The sequence below is a fragment of the Pseudomonas sp. 8(2025) genome (assembly GCF_052665325.1).
The window spans coordinates 338,228-364,434 of the sequence record NZ_JBQOIE010000002.1 but is presented as its reverse complement, the minus strand read 5'-3'; the positions used below and the strand labels follow the sequence as shown (position 1 = coordinate 364,434).

The 26,207-nt window shown below is 63.1% G+C and carries 24 protein-coding genes; 10 read left to right on the top strand and 14 right to left on the bottom strand.

Annotated elements, in window-relative coordinates; genetic code table 11:
* Positions 1-41 precede the first annotated feature (41 nt).
* From ubiB to ubiE, 3 genes are read right to left on the bottom strand one after another with little or no spacing between them, the layout of a single operon-like run.
* The gene (gene ubiB, locus ACUXVH_RS05510) at positions 42-1,646 is read right to left on the bottom strand and encodes a ubiquinone biosynthesis regulatory protein kinase UbiB (protein ID WP_011058800.1); all 1,605 of its coding nucleotides are present in this window, start codon (positions 1,644-1,646) and stop codon (positions 42-44) included.
* A complete protein-coding gene (locus tag ACUXVH_RS05505; protein ID WP_015633857.1) occupies positions 1,643-2,266 on the bottom strand; it encodes a ubiquinone biosynthesis accessory factor UbiJ in 624 nt (207 codons plus the stop codon). The genes ubiB and ACUXVH_RS05505 overlap by 4 nt, the downstream gene beginning before the upstream one ends.
* Positions 2,266-3,036 (bottom strand): bifunctional demethylmenaquinone methyltransferase/2-methoxy-6-polyprenyl-1,4-benzoquinol methylase UbiE, encoded by a 771-nt coding sequence (gene ubiE / locus ACUXVH_RS05500; protein WP_011058802.1) that lies wholly within the window; start codon positions 3,034-3,036, stop codon positions 2,266-2,268. Before ubiE ends, ACUXVH_RS05505 begins: the two co-directional genes overlap by 1 nt.
* A 155-nt stretch (positions 3,037-3,191) precedes the next feature.
* Between ubiE and ACUXVH_RS05495 the strand changes: the two genes are divergently transcribed.
* The 3 genes from ACUXVH_RS05495 to ACUXVH_RS05485 all read left to right on the top strand — a co-directional run bounded on the left by ACUXVH_RS05495 (position 3,192) and on the right by ACUXVH_RS05485 (position 4,896).
* A complete protein-coding gene (locus ACUXVH_RS05495; protein ID WP_011058803.1) occupies positions 3,192-3,467 on the top strand; it encodes a polyhydroxyalkanoic acid system family protein in 276 nt (91 codons plus the stop codon).
* Positions 3,468-3,590: 123 nt separating this feature from the next.
* A complete protein-coding gene (locus ACUXVH_RS05490) occupies positions 3,591-4,013 on the top strand; it encodes a phasin family protein (protein ID WP_011058804.1) in 423 nt (140 codons plus the stop codon).
* Positions 4,014-4,023: 10 nt separating this feature from the next.
* Positions 4,024-4,896: a phasin family protein gene (locus ACUXVH_RS05485; RefSeq protein ID WP_445494152.1), complete on the top strand. Its 873-nt coding sequence runs from the start codon at positions 4,024-4,026 to the stop codon at positions 4,894-4,896.
* Between the two features lie 60 nt (positions 4,897-4,956).
* Here ACUXVH_RS05485 and ACUXVH_RS05480 read toward each other — a convergent pair whose 3' ends face one another.
* From ACUXVH_RS05480 to ACUXVH_RS05435, 10 genes are all read right to left on the bottom strand, one after another.
* Positions 4,957-5,577: a TetR/AcrR family transcriptional regulator gene (locus tag ACUXVH_RS05480; protein ID WP_011058806.1), complete on the bottom strand. Its 621-nt coding sequence runs from the start codon at positions 5,575-5,577 to the stop codon at positions 4,957-4,959.
* Positions 5,578-5,642: 65 nt separating this feature from the next.
* A complete protein-coding gene (gene phaC, locus ACUXVH_RS05475; RefSeq protein WP_011058807.1) occupies positions 5,643-7,325 on the bottom strand; it encodes a class II poly(R)-hydroxyalkanoic acid synthase in 1,683 nt (560 codons plus the stop codon).
* Between the two features lie 108 nt (positions 7,326-7,433).
* Complete coding sequence (phaZ, locus tag ACUXVH_RS05470; RefSeq protein ID WP_011058808.1) at positions 7,434-8,294, bottom strand: poly(3-hydroxyalkanoate) depolymerase; 861 nt, start codon at positions 8,292-8,294, stop codon at positions 7,434-7,436.
* Positions 8,295-8,424: 130 nt separating this feature from the next.
* Entirely contained in the window at positions 8,425-10,104 is a 1,680-nt protein-coding gene (phaC, locus tag ACUXVH_RS05465; RefSeq protein ID WP_015633859.1) for a class II poly(R)-hydroxyalkanoic acid synthase, read from the bottom strand.
* Positions 10,105-10,360: 256 nt separating this feature from the next.
* Positions 10,361-10,738 (bottom strand): gamma-butyrobetaine hydroxylase-like domain-containing protein, encoded by a 378-nt coding sequence (locus tag ACUXVH_RS05460; protein ID WP_011058810.1) that lies wholly within the window; start codon positions 10,736-10,738, stop codon positions 10,361-10,363.
* A gap of 91 nt (positions 10,739-10,829) precedes the next feature.
* The gene (hslU, locus tag ACUXVH_RS05455) at positions 10,830-12,170 is read right to left on the bottom strand and encodes an ATP-dependent protease ATPase subunit HslU (protein WP_011058811.1); all 1,341 of its coding nucleotides are present in this window, start codon (positions 12,168-12,170) and stop codon (positions 10,830-10,832) included.
* Between the two features lie 57 nt (positions 12,171-12,227).
* Positions 12,228-12,758 carry an ATP-dependent protease subunit HslV gene (gene hslV, locus ACUXVH_RS05450; protein ID WP_003186641.1) on the bottom strand — a complete coding sequence of 177 codons (531 nt, stop codon included), beginning with the start codon at positions 12,756-12,758 and terminating at the stop codon, positions 12,228-12,230.
* A gap of 199 nt (positions 12,759-12,957) precedes the next feature.
* The gene (locus ACUXVH_RS05445) at positions 12,958-13,665 is read right to left on the bottom strand and encodes an SPOR domain-containing protein (protein ID WP_011058812.1); all 708 of its coding nucleotides are present in this window, start codon (positions 13,663-13,665) and stop codon (positions 12,958-12,960) included.
* Between the two features lies 1 nt (position 13,666).
* Positions 13,667-15,403, bottom strand: a complete 1,737-nt coding sequence (gene argS / locus ACUXVH_RS05440) for an arginine--tRNA ligase (protein WP_011058813.1) — start codon at positions 15,401-15,403, stop codon at positions 13,667-13,669.
* Positions 15,404-15,613: 210 nt separating this feature from the next.
* A complete protein-coding gene (locus ACUXVH_RS05435; RefSeq protein WP_065364836.1) occupies positions 15,614-17,833 on the bottom strand; it encodes a primosomal protein N' in 2,220 nt (739 codons plus the stop codon).
* 299 nt (positions 17,834-18,132) lie between these two features.
* Here ACUXVH_RS05435 and rpmE point away from each other — a divergent pair, with 299 nt between their 5' ends.
* From rpmE to ACUXVH_RS05420, 3 genes are all read left to right on the top strand, one after another.
* Positions 18,133-18,354, top strand: a complete 222-nt coding sequence (rpmE, locus tag ACUXVH_RS05430; RefSeq protein WP_011058815.1) for a 50S ribosomal protein L31 — start codon at positions 18,133-18,135, stop codon at positions 18,352-18,354.
* A 41-nt stretch (positions 18,355-18,395) separates the two neighbouring features.
* Entirely contained in the window at positions 18,396-19,175 is a 780-nt protein-coding gene (locus ACUXVH_RS05425) for a thermonuclease family protein (RefSeq protein ID WP_065364837.1), read from the top strand.
* A 187-nt stretch (positions 19,176-19,362) separates the two neighbouring features.
* Entirely contained in the window at positions 19,363-20,631 is a 1,269-nt protein-coding gene (locus ACUXVH_RS05420) for a malic enzyme-like NAD(P)-binding protein (protein WP_011058817.1), read from the top strand.
* Positions 20,632-20,752: 121 nt separating this feature from the next.
* Here ACUXVH_RS05420 and ACUXVH_RS05415 read toward each other — a convergent pair whose 3' ends face one another.
* Positions 20,753-23,185 (bottom strand): penicillin-binding protein 1A, encoded by a 2,433-nt coding sequence (locus ACUXVH_RS05415; RefSeq protein ID WP_370505886.1) that lies wholly within the window; start codon positions 23,183-23,185, stop codon positions 20,753-20,755.
* A 220-nt stretch (positions 23,186-23,405) separates the two neighbouring features.
* Here ACUXVH_RS05415 and pilM point away from each other — a divergent pair, with 220 nt between their 5' ends.
* From pilM to ACUXVH_RS05395, 4 genes are read left to right on the top strand one after another with little or no spacing between them, the layout of a single operon-like run.
* Positions 23,406-24,467: a type IV pilus assembly protein PilM gene (gene pilM / locus ACUXVH_RS05410; RefSeq protein WP_065364839.1), complete on the top strand. Its 1,062-nt coding sequence runs from the start codon at positions 23,406-23,408 to the stop codon at positions 24,465-24,467.
* Complete coding sequence (locus ACUXVH_RS05405; protein WP_065364840.1) at positions 24,467-25,033, top strand: PilN domain-containing protein; 567 nt, start codon at positions 24,467-24,469, stop codon at positions 25,031-25,033. The genes pilM and ACUXVH_RS05405 overlap by 1 nt, the downstream gene beginning before the upstream one ends.
* Entirely contained in the window at positions 25,030-25,653 is a 624-nt protein-coding gene (locus ACUXVH_RS05400) for a type IV pilus inner membrane component PilO (RefSeq protein ID WP_019095186.1), read from the top strand. The genes ACUXVH_RS05405 and ACUXVH_RS05400 overlap by 4 nt, the downstream gene beginning before the upstream one ends.
* Positions 25,650-26,180, top strand: coding sequence for a pilus assembly protein PilP (locus ACUXVH_RS05395; RefSeq protein ID WP_065364841.1), 531 nt, complete (start codon positions 25,650-25,652; stop codon positions 26,178-26,180). The genes ACUXVH_RS05400 and ACUXVH_RS05395 overlap by 4 nt, the downstream gene beginning before the upstream one ends.
* Positions 26,181-26,207: the final 27 nt, after the last annotated feature.

Sequence of the window (26,207 nt, the reverse complement as noted above, 5' to 3'; positions counted from 1 at the left end):
CTCGGCGATTTCGACAGTTTGCCAGCAGGTCGCGCCACTGGCTATCGGCGAACGATCAGATACAAACCGACCGCAATCATGATGCCAGCAGGCCAGTGCCCCAGCTCATGCAATGGACCGCCGGCGGCCAGGACCGCGCCACCGCCCAGGTGGGCAGTGCCCAGCAGGCGCAGGAACCAGTCGTCCTTGCGCTTGTGCCAGGGCGCCGGCGGATCGGCGGCATGGGGCTGGGACATGCGCTCCAGCAGGTCGCGGGTCATGTTGGCCAGGTGCGGCAACTGTTCGATCTGGCTGTGGATGTTGCCGAGCACGGCCTTGGGGCTGACCCGTTCGCGCATCCAGCGTTCGAGGAAGGGTTGCGCGGTGTTCCACAGGTCCAAGTCCGGGTACAGCTGGCGGCCCAGGCCCTCGATGTTGAGCAGGGTCTTCTGCAGCAGCACCAGTTGCGGCTGCACTTCCATGTTGAAGCGCCGAGCGGTCTGGAACAGGCGCATCAGCACCTGGCCGAAGGAAATGTCCTTCAGCGGTTTTTCGAAGATCGGCTCGCACACGGTGCGAATCGCCGCCTCGAATTCGTTGAGCTTGGTTTCCGCCGGGACCCAGCCGGAATCAATGTGCAACTGGGCCACGCGGCGGTAGTCGCGCTTGAAGAAGGCAAACAGGTTGCGGGCCAGGTAGTCCTGGTCTTCCGGGGTCAGGCTGCCGACGATGCCGCAGTCGATGGCGATGTACTGCGGGCTCCAGGGCTGCACGGTGCTGACGAAGATGTTGCCCGGGTGCATGTCGGCGTGGAAGAAGCTGTCGCGGAACACCTGGGTGAAGAAGATCTCCACGCCACGCTCGGCGAGCATCTTCATGTCGGTACGCTGGTCGGCCAGGGTGGCCAGGTCGGTGACCTGAATGCCGTAGATGCGCTCCATCACCAGCACTTTGGGCCGGCACCAGTCCCAGTAGACCTGGGGCACGTAGAGCAGCGGCGAGCCTTCGAAGTTGCGCTTGAGCTGGCTGGCGTTGGCCGCCTCGCGCAGCAGGTCGAGCTCGTCGTAGATGGTTTTTTCGTAGTCGCTGACCACGTCCACCGGGTGCAGCAGGCGCGCGTCGGCTGAGAGCTTTTCCGCGGCCCGGGCGAGGATGAACAGCCACGCCAGGTCCTGGGCGATGATCGGCTTGAGCCCTGGGCGGATCACCTTGACCACCACTTCTTCGCCGGTCTTGAGCTTGGCGGCGTGCACCTGGGCCACCGACGCCGACGCCAGGGGCTCGATGTCGAAGCGGCTGAACACGTCGCTGATCTTCTTGCCCAGCTGCGCTTCGATCAGGGCCACGGACTTTTGCGAGTCGAACGGCGGCACCCGGTCCTGCAGCAGCATCAGCTCGTCGGCAATGTCTTCCGGCAGCAGGTCGCGGCGGGTCGAGAGGATCTGCCCGAACTTGATGAAGATCGGCCCCAGGTCCTGCAACGCCAGGCGCAGGCGTGCACCGCGGCTCAGGTCCAGCGGCTTGCGCGGGAACCAGCGCCAGGGCAGGGCGAAGCGCAGGGCCAGGAGGAACCAGGGCAGGGGCAGGTCGAACAGCAGGTCATCGAGGCGGTAGCGGATCACGACGCGCTGGATGCGCAACAGACGGCGGACGGCAAGCAGCTTCATGCGTTATCGCTTGGGTCAAGGGATCGGGAAAGGCGCTCCAAGCGCGCCTCGAGACGTTCCAGGTCGAGTTTGGCCTGATCCAGCTCGCGAAAGCGCGCTTCGGCTTCACGCTGACCCACCAGGGTCCGCGATTCTTCGGCGAGGAATTCGGCGAGGTTCTGGTTGAGGCTGGCAAATCCTTGCTGATACCAGCGGGCGCGGCTGCGCACATGGCCACTGAACAGCTGGGTGGCCACGGGGCCCAGCCAGCGCGAGAGTTCGTATTCCCAGTCCAGCTCCAGGTCCTGAAGGGTTGCTGCCAGGTCCAGCAGCACGCCGCTATCGCCTTCCAGCTCCACTTCGGGGCCGTGCAGGACCGCGGTCTTGTCCTTGCTCAGGGCCAGGCGCAGCAGGCTCGAGGCCGGTGCGCGCAGGGTGCAGTCCGGGTCCGCGGCCCACTGGCTGGCGAGCATCAGGCCTTCATCGCTGGGCAGGATGAACAGCTGCAGCGCCGGGTTGCGGCATTCCACGGCGATCACCTTGCCATTGAGGTGCTGCAGGCGCGGCAGCGCCGTGCTGTCCAGACGCAGCACCCGATTGATGCCGGTCTCGACGCTGGCGAGCAGGCCGCTGAGCAACATCAGGGCTTGATGCCGCGGTGCAGGGCGACGATGCCTGCGGTCATGTTGTGATAGGTCACGCGGTCGAAACCGGCCTCGACCATCATCGACTTCAGGGTTTCCTGGTTGGGGTGCATGCGGATCGATTCGGCCAGGTAGCGGTAGCTTTCCGAGTCGTTGGTGATCAGCTTGCCGGCCAGGGGCATGAAGGCGAACGAGTAGGCGTCGTAGACCTTGGACATCAGCGCGTTGGTGGGCTTGGAGAACTCCAGCACCAGCAGGCGACCGCCGGGCTTGAGCACCCGCAGCATGGAGCGCAGGGCGTCTTCCTTGTGGGTCACGTTGCGCAGGCCGAAGGCAATGGTCACGCAGTCGAAATGGTTGTCCGGGAACGGCAGTTTTTCCGCATCGGCCTGGACGAACTCGACGTTGCCGGCCACACCCAGGTCCAGCAGGCGGTCACGACCGACCTTGAGCATGGATTCGTTGATGTCGGCCAGTACCACTTGGCCGGTCGGGCCCACCAGGTGGGAGAAACGCTTGGTCAAGTCACCCGTGCCGCCGGCGATGTCCAGTACGCGATTGCCGGCGCGCACGCCGGACAGCTCGATCGTGAAGCGTTTCCACAGGCGGTGCATGCCACCGGACAGCACGTCGTTCATCAAGTCGTACTTGGCCGCTACCGAGTGGAACACCTCAGCGACTTTTTCCGCTTTCTGGCTTTCAGGAACATTCTTGAAGCCGAAGTGAGTGGTGGGTTCGGCATCGCTGCCTTTGCGCTGATCAGTCATATCGCTGTCACCAAAAGAGAATGCGGGACATTCTAATGCCGGTGGCGGTCTTTGTCTTGGCAAGGCTGAATGTAAGATAGCGATCCGCCGGGACGTTTTGACGCACGCAGGGTCAAGATGCTTCAGGCAAGTCCCGAAACAGCAGGAGACCTTCAATGGCCCGTATTAGTGTTGAACGTGCCCATGGCCTGGGCAAGCAGGCAGCCCGTGAAAAGGCCGACAAACTGGCGCAGAAACTCGCCGATCAATATGGCCTGGAGCCACAGTGGGCAGGCGATACCCTGAACCTCAAGCGCTCGGGCGTCAAAGGCGCGGTGCATGTGGGTGAAGAGTCGATCCGCATCGACGTGGAACTGGGGATGTTGATGTCGGCCATGAGCGGCACCATCAAGTCGGAAATCGAAAAGGCTCTGGACAAGGCTCTGGTCTGAACCGGCTCCTACATGAATTCATGACAGTCGTTAGGGTGCCGATTCTAATTTTTCTCTCTAGGTTGTGCCTCAGGTCCTCTTTCCGAGGGCAGTTCCTCAAACCTTCTGCGCGTGAGGTGCACCATGGCCAAAGTAATTCTGAAGAAAAAAGTTGATGCCCAATCGACTGCTCTGAGTGAAGTCAAATCCTATGCCCGCAAGATCTGGCTGGCAGGCCTGGGGGCCTACGCCAAAGTCGGTCAGGAAGGCAGCGAGTACTTCCAGGAGTTGATCAAGGCTGGTCAATCCGTTGAAAAGAAAGGCAAAAAAGTTGTCACTGAACAACTTGAAGCAGCCAACAGTCAGATAGATGGCGTTAAAGGGGATGTCAGCACTCTTAAAGGCAAAGTCGAAGTGCAGCTGGACAAGGTCGAGAAGGCTTTTGACACGCGCGTCGCCAGTGCCTTGAATCGTATCGGCATTCCGTCTAAACATGACGTTGAGACACTCTCTGCTAAGCTCGATGAGCTGACGGCGTTGCTCGAACGTGTCGCGCGTAAACATTAAGGAGAACGGGATGGCTGGTAAAAAGAATACTGAAAAAGAAGGCAGCTCGTGGATCGGGAAAGTCGAAGAGTACTCCCGTAAAATTTGGCTTGCTGGTTTAGGCGTGTACTCGAAAATCGACTCTGACGGCAGCAAGCTTTTCGAGACATTGGTCAAAGATGGTGAGAAAGCCGAGAAACTGACTAAGAGCGTAGTCGGCAAGAAAGTTGATGCGGCCAAAGATTCCGCAACTTCGGCCAAGTCGCGTATCAGCGACGTCAAGGATCGCGCCCTGGGTAAGTGGGATGAACTGGAAGGCGCTTTCGACAAGCGCTTGAACAGCGCCATCTCGCGTCTGGGCGTGCCTAGCCGCAACGAAGTCAAGGCCCTGCACGACAAGGTCGATACCCTGACCAAGCAGATTGAAAAACTCACAGGTGCCAAGGTTGCGCCGGTTGCAGCCAAAACTGCAGCTGCCAAGCCTGCTGCAAAACCCGCAGCCAAGCCTCTGGCCAAGCCTGCCGCTAAGCCTGTCGCCAAGGCCGCCGCTAAACCCGCAGCCAAGCCGGCCGCGAAAACCGCAGCCGCCAAACCAGCGGCCAAACCGGCTGCCAAGCCTGTAGCGGCCAAGCCCACTGCCAAGCCAGCAGCCAAGCCCGCGGCGAAAACCGCAGCGGCCAAGCCAGCGGCCAAACCGGCCGCCAAGCCTGCAGTGGCGAAAAAGCCTGTGGCCAAGAAGCCTGTGGCTGCCAAGCCAGCGGCCAAACCAGCAGCCAAGCCCGCTGTTGCGGCCAAGCCTGCAGCCCCGGCCCCGGCCAGCTCGGCGAACTCCGCCGCAGCCCCGAGCCCGGCTGCAACCCCGACTGCCGCGCCAGCTCCAGCGACGCCAAGCAGCCAGTCCTGATCGCATCAGGAATAAAAAACGCCCGGCCTGGGAAGGCCGGGCGTTTTTTATTGAGGCGTTCTAGCCCTGCTCATCCAGGTAGCGCAGCGCCATCTGTTCGGTGGCCATCTTTGCCGGCGGCAGCAGGTGTGGCGCCACCAGCATCATGATCTGGTAGACCACCAGTCGGACTTCGCCTTCGCGATCGAGAATCCGCTGGTAATCCAGAGAGAACAGCAGGGTCATGGTGATCTGTTCCACCAGCTGCCCCAGGGCCTGGGTGCCGCTGACCAGTTGCCCCTGAGCCTTGAGCCGGGCCAGCAACGAGGCCAGGGTGCGTTTCAAGGCATTGAGCAGGTTGCGAATGCCCTTGGCCAGTTTTGGCAGGCGCCCGGCCAGGTTGGACAGGTCCTGAAACAGAAAGCGGTAGTGGGCCAGGCGCTCGACGATCAGGTGCAGGAACAACCAGTAGTCTTCCGCCGCCAGCTGGACGTCGGACGGTGGGTCCAGCAACGGCGTCAGTTCGTTCTGAAAGCGCTCGAACAGGCCGAGCACCAGCGGCTCCTTGCCATGGAAGTGGTAGTAGAGGTTGCCGGGGCTGATCCCCATTTCATTGGCCACCTCCATGGTGGAGACATTGGGCTCGCCCTTTTGATTGAACAGTTGCAGGGCACATTCGAGTATCCGGTCGCGGGTCTTCATCCTGACTTCTTGTCGGTCCATTGAAGGGGCACGGCTCCGGCGTGGAACCGTGGTGCAAAGTGTCTTCAGCGCACGCGCACGTAGGTGCCGGGCGCAGCCTCCATCGGCGGATAGTTCTGGTTGCCCAGGGTGGTGAGGGTTTCCCGCTGCGCCCCCGAACGCTCCTGGACCCAGGTCAGCCACTGGCTCCACCAGCTGCCGTCCACATGCTCGGCATCGTAGTACCAGGCCCGCGGGTCGCTGCTGAGCTTGCGGTTCTCCACGTAGTTGGCCTTGGGATTGCTCGGCGGGTTGAGGATGCTCTGCACGTGGCCGCTGTTGGACAGCACGAAGCGCCGTTCGCCGCCCAGCAGCAGGGTCGAGCGGTAGACCGCGTCCCAGGGCGTGATGTGGTCGTTGATCCCGGCCACGCTGAAGCTGTCCACCGTGACCTTCTGCAAGTCGATCGGCGTGCCGCAGACTTCCAGCCCGCCGACATGGCTCAGGGGGTTGTGCTTGAAGAAGTCCAGCAGATCGCCGTGCAGTGCGGCCGGCAACCGGGTGCTGTCGTTGTTCCAGTAGAGAATGTCGAAGACCGGCGGCTCCTTGCCCAGCAGGTAGTTGTTGACCCAGTAGTTCCAGATCAGGTCGTTGGGGCGCATCCAGGCGAACACCTTGGCCATGTCGCGACCGTCCAGTACCCCTTGCTGATAGGAGCGACGCTTGGCCGCTTCGAGGGTCTTCTCGTCGGCGAACAGCGTTGCCGGGCTGTCCATCTGGCTGTCCAGCAGGCTCACCATGTAGGTCGCGCTGGATACCCGGCGCAGCTGGCGCTTGGCCTGCAGGTGGCCTTGCAGGGCGGCGATGGTCAGCCCTCCGGCACAGGCTCCCACCAGGTTGACTTCGCGACTGCCGGTAATCGCCCGGGTGACGTTCAGCGCTTCTTCGGCCGCCTCGACGTAGGTCGACAGGCCCCACTCGCGGTGCCGCACATCCGGGTTGCGCCAGCTGACCATGAACACCTGCAGGCCGTTTTTCAGCGCGTACTGGACGAAGCTGTTGGTCGGGCTCAGGTCGAAAATGTAGTACTTGTTGATTTGCGGCGGCACGATCAGCAGCGGCTTGGCGTACTGTTTTTCGCTCATGGGGCTGTACTGGATCAGCTCCAGCAATTCATTGCGAAACACCACTGAGCCCGGGGTGACCGCCAGGTTCTTGCCCACCTCGAAGGCGTGCTTGGTCACCTGGCTGGGCAACCCGTTGTTGTGCAGCAGGTCATCCAGCAGGTTGCCGATGCCCCGCACCACGCTGTTGCCCCCGGTGTTGAAGATCTCCTTGAGGGCCAGGGGGTTGAGCAGGGTATTGGAAGGCGCAACGGCATCATTGAGCAGGGAAAAGGCAAAGTGTGCCCGGGCCCGGTCGTCTTCGCTCATGCCGCTGTCGTCGATCCAGTGGCGCACCTGCTTCTGCCAGCTCAGGTAGGCCTGCAGGCCGCGCCGGTAGAAGGGGTTGAGGCTCCAGGCCGGGTCGGCGAAGCGGTTGTCCTTGGGGTTGGTCTTGTGCAGGGTTTCCCCCAGCAGCACACGCCCCAGCTGGCCGCCCAGGGCCAGGGTATGCCGGGCACTGTGCAACGGATTGCGCAGGCTGTGGGCCGCCAGGCTGCGCAAGGTGGAGAACAGATCCCGGCCGCGCAGGCCGGTGATCGCGCTCTGCGCATTGATATACGCGGCGGGTGACGGCAATGAGCCCGTCGCAGGTTTGTCTTGCATGAGTCAACACTCCTTCGTCAAACCACTAACAAGCAGACCAATCCAAGACAGACAACATAGTCGGTCCTGGCCCTTCTTGCGCGCGACGATCCTGTCGACAGGTATCTTTTACTTGGTAGGGCGCACAGGTTCGGGATGCGGGTGCATCACCGCCCTTTGGCGTTCTTCCTGGAGGAACTTCATGATGATCGGGGCGACGGCCTCGGCCCGGGTGATCAGGAACAGGTGGCCATCATCGATGATGTGCAACTGGGCATTGGGTATGCGCCAGGCCAGCATGCGCATGTTGATCAGGGGAATCAGCGGGTCGTCATCGCCGGCCAGCACCAGGGTCGGCTGATGGATCTTGTGCAGCCAGTGAATGCTGGTCCAGCCCAGGCCCGCGAACAGCTGCCAGTAATAGCCGAGCTTGCCGGCCGAGCGCACCTTGGCTGCGTGTTCCGCTGCCAGGCTCGGGTCGCGGCGGAAGGAGCCGCCATAGATCAGCGGCGCGATGCGCATCACATGGGAGGGCTGCACGTAGCGCCGTGGGCTGGCCATCATCCACAGCACCTTGGGTTTGCCTGGGACCATGAACGCCCCGGCCGCGGTGGCGGCCAGCACCAGCTTCTTGCAGCGCTCGGGGTAGTCGTAGGCGAACTGCTGGGCCAGCGCGCCGCCCCAGGACACACCCACTGCATTGACCTGGCCGTAGTCCAGGTAGTCGAGCATCCGCGCGGTCAGCTTGGCCAGCCCGGGAAAGCGGTAGGGCCGGCTCGGCGTGGAGGAGCCGCCGACACCGGGGACATCGAAGGCGATCACCTCGAGGTCCGGATCCAGGGCCTGGACAAAGGGAAACACCAGCTCCAGGTTGGCGCCGATGCCGTTGAAGATCAGCAGCGGCGTCAAGTGCGGCTTGCCTGGGCGTACCGCGGTGCGGATGGTCTGGCCATCCAGGTCGACGGTGCGGAATATGAATGAGTGTGGCATGCCGTAGCCCTGTGAATTAAACCGTCGCAGCCGCCATCCCGGGCGTCCTGCGGATTTCCTGAGGCCGAGCCTCTTGTCAAGAATAGGGCTTGGCGGAGCCTCCTGGCGCCGCCGTGTCGATGGCCGGGGCTCAGCGCTCGTGGACGTAGGTCCCGGGCGCCGCCTCGGCGGCTGCGAACTTCTTGTTACCCAGGCTGGTGGGCGCCGGCTTCAGGTCACCTGAGCGTTCCGCCTGCCAGGCCTGCCAATGCAGCCACCAGGAATCGGTGTGCTTGATCGAGTTTTCCTGCCACTGGTCGGGGCAGGCCGGAATGTCGGTGCTGGTCATGTAGCGCGCCTTGGGGTTGCCAGGCGGGTTGAGGATGCTCTGGATATGGCCGCTGCTGGAGAGCACGAACTCGACGTTGCCGCCAAACAGCTGCGCCGACTTGTAGCAGGACTTCCACGGGGTGATGTGGTCGTTGGTGCCGGCCAGGGAGAAGATATCGGCGGTCACCTGCTTGAGGTCGATCGGCGTGCCGCACACTTCCAGTGCATTGGCGCGCACCAGCGGGTTGTTCTTGAACATTTCGATCAGGTCGCCGTGGAAGGCGGCGGGCAGGCGGGTGGTGTCGTTGTTCCAGAACAGGATGTCGAACACCGGCGGCTCGTTGCCCAGCAGGTAGTTGTTGACCCAGTAGTTCCAGATCAGGTCGTTGGGGCGCATCCAGGCGAACACCTTGGCCATGTCGCGGCCTTCCAGGACTCCGGCCTGATAGGAGTGGCGCTTGGCCGCTTCCAGGGTCTGCTCGTCGACGAACAGCGCTACCTGGGTGTCCAGGGTGGTGTCCAGTACGCTGACCAGGAGGGTCAGGGCGTTGACCTTCTTCTGCCCCAGCGCCGCGTAGTGGCCCAGCAGCGCGGTGCAGGTGATGCCGCCGGAGCAGGCACCGAGCATGTTCACGTCCTTGCTGCCGGTGATCGCGGTCACTACGTCGACCGCTTCTTTCAGGGCTTCGATGTAGGTGGACAGGCCCCATTCGCGCTGGGCCTTGGTGGGGTTGCGCCAGCTGACGATAAAGGTCTGCACGTTGTTGCGCAGGCAGAAGCGCGCCAGGCTCTTGTCCGGGCTGAGGTCGAAGACATAGAACTTGTTGATCTGCGGTGGCACCACCAGCAGCGGGCGCTCATGCACCTGCTCGGTGATCGGCCGGTACTGGATCAGCTCCAGCACGTCATTGCGAAACACCACCGCGCCTTCACTGGTGCCCAGGTTCTTGCCCACTTCGAAGGCGTCCATGTTGACCTGGCTGGGCATGCCGCCGTTGTGCACCAGGTCCTTGGCCAGATGGGACAGGCCGTCCAGCAGGCTCTTGCCGCCGGTTTCGAAGAAGCGCTTGACCGCTGCGGGGTTGGCCGCGCTGTTGGTCGGGGCCATGGCTTCGGTCATCAGGTTGATCACGAAGTGGCCGCGGCTGATGTCTTGCTCGGACAGGCTGCTGTCGTCGATCCAGTCGTGGAGCTCCTTGCGCCACGCCAGGTAGGTTTGCAGGTAGCGTTTGTACAACGGGTTCTGGCTCCACGCGGGGTCGTTGAAGCGACGGTCGTCGCTCTCCGGCTGCAGGGTGGATTTGCCGAACATCACGTTCTTAAGTTCGATGCCGAAATGGGCGACGTGCTTGACGCTGTGGATGGGTTGTTTGATGGCCTGGGCAAGCACCATTCGAGCGGAAGTAAGCAGGTCCTTTCTACGCAAGCCAATGACCGGATTGAGCCCCAGGGTGTTTTCCGAGGCTTGGCGTTTCAGGTCATCGTTATTCTTGTTACTCATCTACGACGCTCCATTGTCCTGAGACGAGTACCGGACCTGCTGTGCAGTCACACAGCACGATGCCAGGTACTACTGCTCGGGTGACCGTTGATTGCGCACCGCTGCTTTTTGTTCCGAAAGCTCTGCAGGGAACTTGCCAGCTCCATTGGTTACCCGAGTTTAATTTTTTCCGCAAGCAGGCCATTCATTGGCCATACAGCCAAGCATTCAAACAGATGAAATTAGAAAATGCCCTCTAAACCATCGGAGCCTTGAGCTAGAGCATCAGCTTGACGATGGACTCGTTCGGATCGCGGGATTTTCCGGCAGCCTTGAGCTCCGCCAGATAGTCGTTCCACAGCTCGTCCTGGCGCAGCGCCAGTTGGTAGAGGTAGTCCCAGGTGAACAATCCGCTGTCATGACCGTCGTCGAAGGTCAATTTCAGTGCGTACTGGCCCGCCGGTTCAACCTTGGTCAGACCGACGCCGAGCTTGCCGAATTGCAGGATGGGTTTGCCGTGGCCCTGGACCTCGGCGGAGGGAGAATGCACCCGCAGGAGTTCTGCAGGCAGGTGATAGACCTCGTCCGGCCCGTAAGTCAGGGTCAGGGTTTTCGAGGCTTTGTGCAGGTTGATACCGGTGGGAAGTTTGCTCATGACCTGTAGTCCTTCCGGCAGGAGCCGGCTTGCCGGCGATCGGGGGAGGCCCTATCGCTGGCAAGCCAGTCCCTGCATGGGTGGCGAAGGTTTACAGGATATAACGGGAAAGGTCTTCGTTCTGCGCCAATTCGCCCAGGTGGCTGTTGACGTAGGCGGCGTCGATGCGGATCGGCTCTTCGCTGTGGGCGCTGGCCAGGTCACCGGCACTGAACGACACCTCTTCCAGCAGGCGCTCGAGCAGGGTATGCAGGCGACGGGCACCGATGTTCTCGGTCTTCTCGTTGACCTGCCAGGCGATTTCCGCCAGGCGCTTGATGCCTTCGGGCAGGAACTCGATGTTCAGGCCTTCGGTCTTCAGCAGCTCGCGATATTGCTCGGTCAGCGAAGCGTGCGGCTCGCTGAGGATGCGCTCGAAGTCTTGCGGCGACAGCGCCTTGAGTTCCACGCGGATCGGCAGACGGCCTTGCAGCTCCGGTACCAGGTCGCTGGGCTTGCTCAGGTGGAAGGCACCGGAGGCGATGAACAGGATGTGGTCGGTCTTGACCATGCCCAGCTTGGTGTTGACGGTGCAGCCTTCGATCAGCGGCAGCAGGTCACGCTGCACGCCCTCGCGGGAGACGTCCACACCGCCGGCGTTGCCGCGCTTGGCCACCTTGTCGATCTCGTCGATGAACACGATGCCGTGCTGCTCGACGGCTTCCAGGGCCTTGGCCTTGAGTTCTTCGTCGTTGACCAGGCGGCTGGCTTCTTCGTCGCGTACCAGTTTCAGCGCTTCCTTGACCTTGAGCTTGCGGTTCTTGCGCTTGCCCTTGCCCATGTTGGCGAACAGGCTCTGCAGCTGGTTGGTCATTTCTTCCATGCCCGGTGGCGCGGAAATGTCGACGCCTGCAGCTTCCGCCACTTCGATCTCGATTTCCTTGTCATCCAGCTGGCCTTCGCGCAGGCGCTTGCGGAACAGCTGGCGGGTGTTGGAGTCCTGGGCCGGAGCCGCGTCGTCGCTGTTGAAACCGGTGCGTGCCTGGGGCAGCAGGGCATCGAGGATGCGTTCTTCGGCGGCGTCTTCGGCGCGATGGCGAACCCGGATCATTTCCTGTTCGCGGAACATCTTGATCGCCGCGTCGGCCAGGTCGCGGATGATGGATTCAACGTCGCGGCCCACATAGCCGACTTCGGTGAACTTGGTGGCCTCGACCTTGATGAAGGGCGCATTGGCCAGCTTGGCCAGGCGGCGGGCGATCTCGGTCTTGCCGACACCGGTCGGGCCGATCATCAGGATGTTCTTGGGGGTCACTTCAACGCGCAGCTCGGCAGGCAGCTGCATGCGGCGCCAGCGGTTGCGCAGGGCGATAGCGACGGCGCGCTTGGCATCGTCCTGGCCGATGATATGGCGGTTGAGTTCGTGGACGATTTCGCGGGGTGTCATGGACATAGTAGTTGGCGGTCCTCAAGCAAGAATGAATGCCGTGGCGCAAGCGCCGCAACAGGCTTATTCCGCGAGATCCTGCTCCTCGATGGTTTGAGTGTGGTTGGTGAATACACAGATGTCGCCGGCGATGCCGAGTGCGGTCTCGACGATTTCACGGGCCGACAGGTCGGTCTTTTTCAGCAGGGCGCTGGCAGCGGCCTGGGCGTAGGCGCCACCGGAGCCCATGGCGATCAGCCCGTCCTCGGGTTCAACCACGTCGCCATTGCCGGTGATGATCAAGGACGCATCCTTGTTGGCCACGGCCAGCATGGCTTCCAGGCGGCTCAGGGAGCGATCGGTGCGCCATTCCTTGGCCAACTCTACGGCGGCACGGACCAGATGGCCCTGGTGTTTCTCCAGTTGGCCTTCAAAGCGCTCGAACAGGGTGAAAGCGTCGGCGGTGGCCCCGGCAAAGCCGGCGATGACCTGGCCGTGATAGAGGCGGCGGACTTTTTTCGCGTTGCCTTTCATCACGGTGTTGCCGAGAGAAACCTGGCCGTCGCCGCCCATGACGACTTTGCCGTGGCGGCGGACTGAAACGATGGTGGTCAAGGGGGGAGTCTCCACACAGCGGGGCGAAAGTGCCCTGATGGAAACTCATATGGGGGTGGTCGGGCGTTTTTCAACCGGAGGCTGCAGCGAGGGACCGGCGGTCATTGTTGCATGCTGCAAGCGCTTCGCGGGCAGGCCCGCTCCTACGGGGGGCCATGTAGGAGTGGGCTTGCCCGCGATCAATCGCGTAGCGGTCGGCTTAGCGGCTCTGGCGCTGTTGTAACAGCAGGTTGCTGAAGCCGGCGCCGGCCAATTGTTTCTGCGCCACGGTCAGCTGTTCGCGGTTGCTGAACGGGCCTACCAATACCCGGTACCAGGTTTCATCCTTCACCGTGCCGGATTCCACCGAGACCGACTGGCCCAGCAGGATGATCTGCGCCCGGACCTTGTCGGCATCGGCTTCCTTGCGGAACGAACCGGCCTGGAGGAAGAACTTGGTCACCGGCGCCGCCTTGGCCACGGGTGGCGCTGGTGGCGGGGTGATCCCGGCCAGGGCTGCCTGGGCACGGGCAGTGTCGATCTTGGCCGCTTCCGCCGGGGTTACCGGGGTGGTCGGCACTGGTGGCACCTGTGGCGTCGGCAGGGTTTTTTCCGGCACCGCTTCCGGCGGCACGATGACCTCCGATTCCGGCAGCAGGGTGTAGAAGTCGTATTTCGGCTTCACCGGTTGCTGGGGGCTCGGCGGGGTCTTGTTGGCCTCGGCGATCTTGGTGGCTTTCTGCTGTTCGATCTTCTCGCGCTTGACGCTGTCGCCGCCCTTGCCGGGCTCGAGCTTCATCAGGAACACGATGAAGGCACCGATGGTCAGGCCGATGGCCAGCCACAACCAGCCCGGAATCGGCTTCTTGGCCGGGGCCTGGTAACGGCTGGCGCCACGCTTGGGTGCAGGTTTTTTCTTGGCAGCCAACTTACATTTGCTCCAGGACTTTGAGGCCCAGCAGTTCCAGACCTTGCTTGAGGGTGCGCCGGGTCAGCTCGGTGAGGCGCAGACGGCTGTGCATCTGGGTCGGCGTCTCGGCTGCCAGGATCGGGCAGTTTTCATAGAAGCTGGAGAACAGCCCGGCCACGTCGTACAGGTAGGTGCAGAGGATGTGTGGCGTGCCCTTCTCGGCGACGTTGTTGAGAATCTCGCCGAACTGCGCCAGCTTGGCCGCCAGCTCCAGTTCCTGGGCCGCGTGCAGTTCGATCTGCCCGCCGACTTCGCTGAAGTCCTTGCCCAGCTTGCGGAACACACCGGCGGCGCGGGTGTAGGCGTACAGCAGGTACGGCGCGGTGTTGCCTTCGAAGTTGAGCATCAGGTCGAAGTTGAAGCTGTAGTCGCTGGTGCGGTGCTTGGACAGGTCGGCGTACTTCACCGAGTCGATGCCCACCACCTTGGCGATGCTGCGCAGGTCGGCTTCCGGCAGTTGCGGGTTCTTTTCCTTCACCAGGGCGTAGGCACGCTCTTCGGCTTCGGTCAGCAGGTCGATGAGCTTCACGGTGCCGCCGTCGCGGGTCTTGAACGGACGGCCGTCGGCGCCGTTCATGGTGCCGAAGCCCATGTGCTCCATTTCCATCGGATGGGTCACGAAACCGGCCTTGCGGGCCACGGCGAACACTTGCTGGAAGTGCAGGGCCTGGCGCTGGTCGACGAAGTACAGGGCGCGATCGGCCTTGAGCTTGCCGCTGCGGTAGCGCACGGCCGCCAGGTCGGTGGTGGCGTACAGGTAGCCGCCGTCAGCCTTGACGATGATCACCGGCAGCGGCTCGCCTTCGGCGTTCTTGAACTCGTCGAGGAACACGCACTGGGCGCCGTTGCTCTCCACCAGCAGGCCCTGGGCCTTGAGGTCGTTGACCACGTTGATCAGGTCGTCGTTGTAGGCGCTCTCGCCCATCACGTCGGCCATGGTCAGCTTGACGTTGAGCAGCTCGTAGATCTTCTGGCAGTGGGACAGGGAGATGTCCTTGAACTTGGTCCACAGCTCCAGGCAGTCCGGGTCGCCGGCCTGCAGTTTGACCACCAGGCCGCGGGCGCGGTCGGCGAAGGCTTCGGACTCGTCGAAGCGCTGCTTGGCGGCGCGGTAGAAGTTCTCCAGGTCCGACAGCTCGTCACTGGTGATGGGGTTTTCTTCCAGGTAGGCCATCAGCATGCCGAACTGGGTGCCCCAGTCGCCCACGTGGTTCTGGCGGATCACGGTGTCGCCGAGGAACTCCAGGACCCGGGCCACGCCGTCGCCAATGATGGTGGAGCGCAGGTGGCCAACGTGCATTTCCTTGGCCAGGTTGGGCGCCGACATGTCGATCACGGTGCGCTGCGCCGGGCCGGCCTTGCGTACACCCAGGTGGTCGTCGCCAAGAGCGGCGTCCAGGCGCGCGGCCAGGGCCTGGGTGTTCTGGAAGAAGTTGATGAAGCCGGGGCCGGCGATTTCCGCCTTGCTCAGGTCTTCATGGGCCGGCAGGGCGGCGATGATTTTCTCCGCCAGGTCGCGCGGCTTCATGCCGGCCGGCTTGGCCAGCATCATGGCGATGTTGCTGGCGAAGTCGCCGTGGGTCTTGTCGCGGGTGTTTTCGACCTGGATCGCCGGCGTCAGGCCTTCTGGCAACACACCTTCGGTGACGAGTTGGGTGATGGCTTGCTGGATGAGCTGGCGAATGGTGTCTTTCATGGTCTTCTCTTTCGACCGCTGGTGCGGCGGCGCTTCAGTGCGCAGGTGGAAAAACTGGGCATTATCCGTTGCTGGAACGGGCTTGCCAACTATAGAGGACTGCTTGGGGATCGATGGCGGCATTCGATTGCCTTCGCCGGCAAGCCCGCTCTTGCGGGTTTGATGCTGCCCATTGTAGGAGCGGGCTTGCCCGCGAAAGCACGACCTCGATCAATACAGATCCACGGGATCCACATCCAGCGACCAGCGGACCTGCCGCCCGCTGGGCATCTGTTCCAGCACCAGCAGCCAACTGCTGAGCAACCGATGCAAGGGCGCTCGGGCATTGGCCTGCAGCAGCAATTGCGCGCGATAACGTCCGGCGCGCCGCTCCATCGGAGCCGGCACCGGGCCCAATAGTTCGATGCCCCCCAGGTTCTGTTCCGCCAGCAGGCGCTCGGCCTCGCTGCAGGCTTCATCGAGGAACCCCTCGGCCTGGCCCGGTTTGTGGGCTTCGGCCCGCAGCAGCGCCAGGTGGGCGAAAGGTGGAAGGCCGGCGGCGCGGCGCTCGCTCAGGGCCTGTTCGGCGAAGGCGAAGTAGCCCTGCTCGGTCAACTGCACCAGCAACGGGTGGTCGGCGAGGTGGGTCTGGATGATCACCTTGCCCGGCTCTTCGGCCCGGCCGGCCCGCCCGGCGACCTGGACAATCAGTTGCGCCATGCGCTCGCTGGCGCGGAAGTCGCCGGAGAACAGGCCGCCATCGGCATCGAGGATCGACACCAGGGTCACCCGGGGAAAGTGATGACCCTTGGCCAGCATCTGGGTGCCCACGAGGATACACGGCTGGCCTTTCTGGATAGTGGCGAACAGCTGGTTCATCGCATCCTTGCGCGAGGTGCTGTCGCGGTCCACCCGCAGCACCGGGTAATCGGGGAACAGGATGCCCAGGCGCTCTTCCGCCCGCTCGGTGCCGGCGCCCACGGGGCGCAGGTCGACCTTGCCGCATTGCGGGCAATGGCGCGGAACCCGCTCCACATGGCCGCAGTGGTGGCAGCGCAGCTCGCCGGAACGCTGGTGCACGGTCATGCGTGCATCGCAGCGCTTGCACTCGGACATCCAGCCGCAGTCGTGGCAGAGCAGGGTCGGGGCGAAGCCGCGGCGGTTGAGGAACACCAGGACCTGCTGGCCGGCGGCCAGGGTCTGGCCGATGGCTTGCTGCATGGGGCCGGAAATGCCGCTGTCCAGCGGGCGGCTCTTCACGTCCAGGCGCAGGAAACGCGGCTGCTTGGCGCCGCCGGCCCGCTCGTTCAGGCGCAGCAGGCCGTAGCGGCCGGTGTAGGCGTTGTGCAGGCTTTCCAGGGACGGCGTGGCCGAGCCCAGGACGATGGGAATGTTTTCTTGGCGCGCACGTACCAGAGCCAGGTCGCGGGCGTGGTAACGCAGGCCTTCCTGCTGTTTATAGGACCCGTCGTGCTCCTCGTCGATGATGATCAGGCCAGGGTTCTTCATCGGCGTGAACAGGGCCGAGCGGGTGCCGATGATGATGTCGGCCTCGCCGTCCCGGGCAGCCAGCCAGGCGTCCAGGCGTTCGCGGTCATTGACCGCCGAGTGCAGCAGGGCGATGCGGGCGTTGAAGCGTTGCTCGAAGCGCGCCAGGGTCTGCGGGCCGAGGTTGATCTCCGGAATCAGCACCAGGGCCTGCTTGCCGGCTTCCAGGGTTTCGCGGATCAGTTGCAGGTAGACCTCGGTCTTGCCGCTGCCGGTGACCCCGGCCAGGAGAAACGCGTGATAGCTGTCGAACCCGGCGCGGATGGCTTCATAGGCGGCGCGCTGCTCGCTGTTGAGCGGCAGTTCGGGCTGGGCCAGCCAGTGTTCGTGGCGCACGCCCGGCGCGTGCTTGCGCACCTCCACCTGCACCAGGTCCTTGGCCAGCAGCAGGTCGAGGCTGTCCTTGCTCAGCATCAACTTGCTCAGCAGGGTATGGGGCACGCCGTGTGGGTGCTGGGCCAGGGTTGCCAGGGCTTCGCGCTGGCGTGGGGCGCGAGCGATGCGCGGGTCGTCGAGCCGGGCCCCGGGGGCGATCGACCAGAAGCGTTCCTGGCGGGCCTCGGCCAGCTCGCCCTGGCGCAACAGCACTGGCAATGCCCAGCTCAGGGTGTCTCCCAGGCTGTGCTGGTAGTACTGGGCGGTCCACAGGCACAGCTTGAACAGGGCCGGCGGTAGCGGAGGCGTGGGATCCAGCAGGGCCAGGGCCGGCTTGAGTTTTTCCGCCGGGACCTCGCTGTGATCCGCCACCTCCACCAGGATGCCGATCATTTCCCGGCGGCCGAATGGCACCCGCAGGCGCATGCCGGGGTGCAACTGGGCACGCAGCACCCCGGCCGGAGCACGGTAGTCGAACAGGCGGCGCAGAGGCGAGGGCAGGGCGAGGCGCAGGATGGCGTCGGGCACGCGGGACAATCTCGTTGAGCAGAGGGTAAATAGGCCCCGGAGCCTAACAGAGCAGCGGTGGAGTGTCCTGTATAAGCGTGCGTGGCCCCTGTACCTGCGGGGTCTGCCCGGGCATGAAGCCGTTTCTTCAGTTCAGGGGGTGGCAAAGCCTGGGCTGTCAAGGTTGCACCGGCTTTTTCTGATGGGCTGCACTCAGGATCGCTTGCGCGTTTGACGCGGTCTGGTAGAATTCGCGCCCTAATTCGTGCGGTATTCAACAATAGTGTTGGGTGGCGGCACGCTAGCCTGAGGAATACACCATGAAAGCCGATATCCATCCAGTATACGAAGCCATTACCGCTACCTGCAGCTGCGGTAACGTCATCGAAACTCGCTCCACCCTGGCCAAGCCTCTGAGCCTGGACGTGTGCAACGAGTGCCACCCGTTCTACACCGGCAAGCAAAAGACTCTGGACGTTGGCGGTCGTGTCGACAAGTTCAAGTCGCGCTTCGGTGCTTTCGGCGCAACGAAGAAGGCCTGAGGCTGATCGTTCTGGAAAGCCGATACCGACTTTCCTCGCTGATGAAAAAGGCGTCCCTAGTGGGCGCCTTTTTTGTGGGCGCGATTTGGCTGACAGCGGCCGAGGCGTTTTGCCCGGCGCCCAAGGGGCTGTTGCCGGCAACGGTGCTCCGCGTGGTGGACGGCGACACCCTGCACCTCAAGGATGGCCGCAGGTTGCGCATGATCGGCCTCAATGCCCCGGAGCTGGCGGGCAAGGGGCGCCCTGCCGAGCCCTTCGCCGAGGCGGCGCGGCAGCGCCTGCGACAACTGGTGGCACAGAGTGGTGGGCGGGTCGGCCTGCTGCCGGGGCGTGAAAGGCAGGATCGCTACGGTCGTGTCCTGGCCCATGTCTATGGCGTCACTGGTATCAACTTCGAAGCCCGGTTGATCGCGGAAGGCTTGGCCTATCGGATTGCCGTGCTGCCAAACGTCGCCCTGGCGAGCTGCCAGAAGGCTGCCGAGAACCATGCGCGCCGAGCCGGGCTGGGGCTTTGGCGACGTTCACCTGTACTCAAGGCGCAGCAGATCCATCGCGCGGGCTTTGCCCTGTTCGAAGGGCGAGTGAGCAAGGTGCAGCGCAATCGCGGTGGTCTTTGGATCACATTGCAGGGGCAGGTTGTATTGCGCATTGCACCCAATGTCCTGCGGCGCTTCGATCGCCGGCTGCTCAGTGGCCTTTCAGGGCGCCGGATCGAGGCTCGGGGCTGGGTTGTCGATCGCTCGCGTCAGCTTGGCCGGCAATCTGCACATCCGCGCTGGATGTTGTCCGTGACAGACCCTTCCATGCTCGGACTTATCTGATAAAGAAAAATTGTAGACATTTTTTTAATGGATTGTGAACAGTTGAAAGCCTTGTACCCCGTGGCTCTTGGCCCAAAGTCGTACGCTAGGGGCCTTGACAGGGGTGACTGGGCAGTCTTGTGGGGACTATGCGACACGAGTATCCTCGGCGGTCCGTCTGTCCAACAGCAAAAAGCGGAATGCCCACATGTCTGATTTGAAAACTGCCGCTCTCGAATACCATGCCAATCCTCGTCCAGGAAAGCTGAGTGTCGAGCTCACCAAGGCCACTGCTACCGCTCGTGATCTGGCGTTGGCCTACAGCCCCGGCGTAGCCGAGCCGGTACGCGAAATCGCTCGCGATCCGGAACTGGCCTACAAGTACACCGGCAAAGGCAACCTGGTTGCCGTCATTTCCGATGGCACCGCGATTCTCGGCCTGGGTAACCTCGGCCCACTGGCCTCCAAGCCAGTGATGGAAGGCAAGGGCGTGCTGTTCAAGCGTTTCGCCGGCATCGATGTATTCGACATCGAAGTCGACTCCGAAAGCCCGCAGGCTTTCATCGACACCGTCAAGCGCATTTCCATCACCTTCGGTGGCATCAACCTGGAAGACATCAAGGCACCCGAGTGCTTTGAGATCGAGCGCGCTCTGATCGAGCAGTGCGACATTCCGGTGTTCCACGATGACCAGCACGGCACCGCGATCGTTACCGCCGCCGGCATGATCAACGCCCTGGAAATCGCTGGCAAAACCCTGGCCGACGCCAAGATCGTCTGCCTGGGTGCCGGTGCTGCCGCCATCTCCTGCATGAAGTTGCTGGTGAGCATGGGTGCACAGATCGAAAACATCTTCATGGTCGACCGTACCGGCGTGATCCACTCCGGCCGCGATGATCTGAACCAGTACAAGGCGGTGTTCGCCCACGCCACCGACAAGCGCACCCTGGCCGACGCCCTGCAAGGCGCCGACGTGTTCGTCGGTCTGTCCGGCCCGAACCTGCTGAGTGCTGAAGGCCTGAAATCCATGGCGCCGAACCCGATCGTGTTCGCCTGCTCCAACCCTGATCCGGAAATCGCCCCGGAACTGGCGCACGCCACCCGCGACGACGTGATCATGGCTACCGGCCGTTCGGACTACCCGAACCAGGTGAACAACGTCCTGGGCTTCCCGTTCATCTTCCGTGGTGCCCTGGACGTACGCGCCAAGCGCATCAACGAAGAAATGAAGATCGCCGCGGCCAACGCCCTGCGTGACCTGGCCAAGCTGCCGGTTCCTCAGGAAGTGTGCGACGCCTACGGTGGCATCAAGCTGGAATTCGGCCGTGAGTACATCATTCCCAAGCCAATGGATGCCCGCCTGATCACCGTGATCTCCGATGCCGTGGCCAAGGCCGCCATCGAGACCGGCGTGGCTACCCTGCCGTACCCGAAGAACTACCCGCTCAAGAGCGTGGATGATGTGTTCAACGGTTAAGCGTTCGTAGCGTCATGCAAAAAGCCCCGGCTCGCGAGAGCCGGGGCTTTTTTGTGGGCGCTTGTCCGCTGTAGGATCGGGCACGCCGGCGAAGGTTGCCGCGTTCGCGGCTCCCCTGGCGCTAGAACAGATCGATCGGCGCCGCTTCGTCCGCCGGCAGCGGGCTGCCTGGTACGGCGCCATTGCCCAGTTCATTGACCGAGGGCGGAGTGTCTTCGCTCTTGAACAGTTCGAAGTAGGCATTGGGCGTGCCGGGTGTGGCGGCGCGGCCGCTGACCGGGTCTACCCGCAGGCTGAGAATGCCTTCCGGCTCTGGCTGGGTGTGTGGCGGCTTGTCCTTGAGGGCGGCGCCCATGAAGCTCATCCAGATCGGTAGTGCCACGGTGCCGCCGTATTCGCGGCGCCCCAGGCTTTCCGGCTGGTCGAAACCGGTCCATACGGTGGTCACGTAGTCGGCGTTGTAGCCGGAGAACCAGGCATCCTTGGACTCGTTGGTGGTACCGGTCTTGCCCGCCAGGTCGGTACGGCCCAAGGCCAGTGCGCGGCGTCCGGTACCCAGCTTGATCACGTCCTGGAGCATGCTGTTGAGGATGTAGGTGGTACGGCCATCGATGATCCGCTCGGCAACCGCCGGGGCTTGCGTCGCTGCCGGAGCTGAGGTTTCACCGGCCACGTTGTTGATCGTGAAGTTGTGCTCAGGGGCGGCGATGCCGCTGGTGGCCGTATTGCCGGTGGGGGCGCTTGGCGGGTTGGCGCTGAACAGCAGCTCTCCGTTGCGGCTTTCGATCTTGTCGATGATGTACGGGGTGATCTTGTAGCCGCCGTTGGCAAAGGTGCTCCAGCCGGTGGCGATTTCCATCGGCGTCAGGGTTGCAGTACCCAGGGCCAGGGACAGGTTGCGCGGCAGGTCCTGCTTGTTGAAGCCGAACTTGCTGATGTAGTCGATGGTGCGGTCCACGCCCATGCTCTGCAGCAGGCGGATCGACACCAGGTTGCGCGACTTGTACAGCGCCTCGCGCATGCGGATCGGGCCGAGGAAGGTGTTGGTGTCGTTCTTCGGGCGCCAGACCTTGTCCAGGTATTCGTCGACGAACACGATAGGTGCGTCGTTCACCAGGCTGGCCGGGGTGTAGCCGTTATCCAGGGCGGCGCTATAGATGAACGGCTTGAAGCTGGAGCCGGGCTGGCGCTTGGCCTGCATCGCACGGTTGTAATTGCTCTGCTCGAAGGCGAAGCCGCCCACCAGGGCGCGGATCGCACCGTTCTGCGGGTCCAGCGTCACCAGGGCGCCCTGGGCGACCGGGATCTGGCTGAACTTCAACGAGTTGTCCGCCTGGCGCTGCACGCGGATCAGGTCGCCGACCTGGGCCACGTCCGCCGGTTGGCGCGGGACCGGGCCCATGCTGTTGGTATTGAGGAACGGCCGGGCCCATTTCATGCTGTCCCAGGCCACATGTTCTTCGCCGTTGCGGGTCAGCACCTGGAGGCCATTCTTCTCTACCAGGGTGACGATCGCCGGTTCCAGGCCGCTGATGGTCCGCTGCTTGGTCAGTTCGCTGGCCCAGGCCGCCTGGGTCTTGCCTGGCAGGCGCGATTCCGGGCCGCGATAGCCGTGGCGCTGGTCGTAGGTCATCAGGCCTTCATGGACCGCGGTGTTGGCCATTTCCTGCAGATCGCTGGGCACCGTGGTGGTGACCCGGAAACCTTCGGTGTAGGCATCGCTGCCATAGCGGCCGACCATTTCGGCCCGGGCCATCTCGGCGATGTACGGGGCGTTCACTTCCGGAGTCGGTACGTGATAGCTGGCGTTCAACGGTTCGTTGATTGCCTCGGTATAGGCCGCTTCGGTGATCTTGCCGAGCTTGTACATGCGCCCCAGGATCCAGTCGCGACGTTCCTTGCTGCGTGCCGGGTTGGCCAGGGGGTTGAAGCGCGAAGGCGCCTTGGGCAGGCCGGCGATCATCGCCATCTGCGCCAGGCTCACGTCACGGATGGACTTGCCGTAATACACCTGGGCCGCTGCCTCGATTCCGTAGGCACGGTTGCCCAGGTAGATCTTGTTGACGTACAGCTCGAGGATCTCGTCCTTGGTCAGCTGCCGTTCGATCTGCAGAGCCAGGAGGATCTCGGTGGTCTTGCGCGAGAAGCTGCGCTCGCTGCTCAGGAAGAAGTTCTTCGCCACTTGCATGGTGATGGTACTGCCGCCGGACTGGATGTGTCCGCTCTTGACCAGCTGGGTTGCGGCACGCATCAGGCTGCTGGGGTCAACCCCGTAATGGTTAGCGAAGTTGTCGTCTTCAGCACTTAGTAACGCATTGATGAAGTTGGGCGGAATGTCGGCGAAACGTATGGGAGTACGGCGCATTTCACCGAATTCAGCGATCAGTTTGCCGTCGCTGCTGTACACCCGCAGGGGAATCTGCAACTGGATGCTTCTCAGGGCCTCAACCGACGGCAAGCCGGGACTAAGATAGAGAAACGCACCGGAGAGGGCGAGGAGGAGCCCGCAGAACACCGCGACGATGGACCACCCGAAAAACTTCAGCAGACGAATCAAGGCTTTTGGATTTCCAGAGAAAGGAATGAATTAGGCGTCAGGGCATTCACGGACATCAGGGGCCGGCCCACGCAGCAGGTAAAAGCGGAAAAAAAACGCTGGGCATTATAAGCATTTTCCGCCGAGAGCGTCATTTGCCCGTCTGTCAAGACGTGACCATTGAACGCAATGCAGCTTAAGCAGTCCGTAAGTCACGGATAGTCATAGGGAATTGGTCGTGCTTGGACTCTTCAGCAAAAAGCCGAGTTCCCTTATGGGGATCGATATCAATGCGACATCGGTCACGCTTCTGGCCCTGGGGCGCCAGGGGCAGGGGTACCGGGTCGAGGCCTACGCCAGGGAGCCCCTGGCGCCCAATACTGTGCTTGACCAGCACATTGCCGACCCCGAGGCCCTGGCCGCGGCCCTGTCCCGCGCCTGGCTCAAGACGGGCAGCCGGCTCAAGGGGGCGGCGGTAGCGGTGGCCGGCGAGGCGGTGATCAGCAAACTGATCGAAATGCCGGCGGGCCTGCACACCGACGAACTGGAGCAGCAGGTCCGGCTGGAAGCCGGCCAGTACATTCCCTATCCCCTGGAAGACGTGGCCCTGGATTTTGAAGTGCAGGGGCCGGTACCCGGTAATCCGCAGCGGGTTCAGGTGCTGCTGGTAGCCTGTCGCAACGAGCGGGTAGAGGCCCTGGAAACGGTATTGGGCCTGGCCGGCCTGACAGCCCGGGTGGTGGATACCCAGCCCCTGGCTCTGGAGCGCTGCCTGTTGCTGCTGGCGGCGCACCTGCCGCTGGCGACTCCTGGCGCCGTGGCGTTGCTGGATATAGGCCCGGCCCTCAGCCGTTTCAGCGTCCTGCACGGCCAGCGAGTGATCTATAGCCGTGAGCAGCTTTTCGGTAGCGGGCCTCTGATTGAAGCGCTCCAGCGTCGATACGGGCTGACACTGGAGCAGGCATTGCTGGCGCAGAGCCAGGGCTGTTTGCCACAGGGTTGCGCCGAAGAGTTGCTGCAACCCTTCGAGCAGGAGGTGCTGCAACAGGTCAGCCGTTCCCTGCAGCAGTTCGCCACCTCGCCTCAGCAACAGCCCCTGGTGCAACTGCTGCTGGCCGGAGACGGTAGCGGCCTGGCCGGCCTGGAGCGGCGGGTGGAGGGCGAGACAGGCATCGATACGTCGCTGGCCAATCCTTTCCGGGCCATGCCGATGGGGCCTCGAGTCGACCCCCAGGTATTGAATGAACAGGCGCCGAACCTGCTCCTGGCCTGTGGCCTGGCCCTGCGAGGGTTCGACTGATGGCGCGGATCAACCTGTTGCCCTGGCGCGAGGCCTCGCGCGAACTGAGACGTCGGCGTTTCCTACAGATGCTGGCGATGATGGTCGTGCTCGGGGCCGGGGTCATTCTGTTGGCCGACGCCTATATAAGCCGGGTGATCGAGCGCCAGCATTTGCGCAACCAGTATCTGGGCCAGGCGACGGCACGCCTGGATAAGCAGATCGCCAGCATCCAGGGGCTCAAGGCGCAACGACAGCAGTTGCTCGAACGCATGGGCATCATCGAAGAGCTGCAGGGCAACCGCTCCAACAGTGTGCGGATTTTTCAGCAGTTGGCCCGCAGCCTGCCTGATGGCGTGTACTTCACCGAGGTGGATCTGCAGGGGCAGAACCTTGGAATCAGCGGTGCCGCCGAGTCAAACAACAGGGTGTCCGACCTGATGCGCAATCTGCAGGCTGCCGAGGGTTTTGCTGCCCCCAGCCTGACCGAGGTGAAGAACGCGGTGGACGCCCAGCAAGGGCTGAACAACCTGTTCCGGCTGAATGTCGGGCAGACGCCTGGGCCAACCGGAGAGCTTCGGCAATGACCCCCCGACAATGGCTGGCAGAGTTGCGGCGTATCGATCTGCGGGAGCTGGAGCTGGCCAACCTGGGCTCCTGGCCCGGGCCGGCCAGGAGTCTGGTGGCGGCCCTGCTTCTGCTGCTGGTTCTGCTAGTGGGCTACGGCTTTTACCTGAGCCCGCACCTGGAGCAACTGGAGCGCCAGCGCCAGGAGGAAACTCGTCTCCGGCAGGAGTTTGCCGGCAAGGCGCGCCAGGGAGCCAATTTACCGCGCTACCAGGAGCAGTTGGCCGTCATACGCAACAGCTTCGACCTGCTGTTGCGTCAGTTGCCCAGCGACACCGAGGTCCCCGGCCTGCTGGAGGACATCAGTCGCGTGGGGCTGGGCAGTGGCCTGGCCTTCGAGGAAATCAGGCTGCAACCGGAGGTGGCCAGGCAGTTCTACGTCGAGTTGCCGATCCAGATTACTGTCACCGGTGCCTATCACGACCTGGCGAGCTTCGTCAGTGGCGTCGCCGGCCTGCCGCGCATCGTCACCTTGCATGATTTTCGCATTCAGCCTGTGGCGGTGGGCAATCCGGCGCTGTTGCGCATGAGCATCGAGGCGCGCACCTACAGGTACGACGCTCCGGAGCCGCACTCATGAGGCGCCTGCGCTGGGCGGTGCTTGGCTGCCTTTGTGCCGGGCTGTGGGGGTGTGGTGGCGCCGATGACGACTTTGCCGACCTGGACGCCTACATGAACCAGATGCGCCTGCAAGCGCCCGGGCCGATTGAACCAATGCCGGTAATCCGGTCTTACCCCTCGTTCACCTATGACGCCAGCGCATTGCGCAGTCCGTTCCAGCCGCTGCAAAGGCTTGACCTGGCGGCCCGTCGGCAAGGGGCCAGTGCGGTCCGGCCCGACCCGCAGCGAGCCCGGCAATACCTGGAGGGGTTCGATATCGAGCAGTTGCAAATGGTCGGGACCCTGTCCAACGCCTCCGGGAGCTTTGCCCTGTTGCGCGGCGCAGGTGGCATCCACCGCTTGCAGGTGGGCGACTACCTGGGGCGCAACGAAGGCCGGGTTGTGACCATCAGCGAATCGCAGATCGAGGTGGTGGAAATTGTTCCCGATGGAGCGGGAGCCTGGCTGGAGCGGCCGCGAACACTGGCGCTGAAAAAACACTCTTAAGTGGAATCTGGAAAATGAACAGGACTG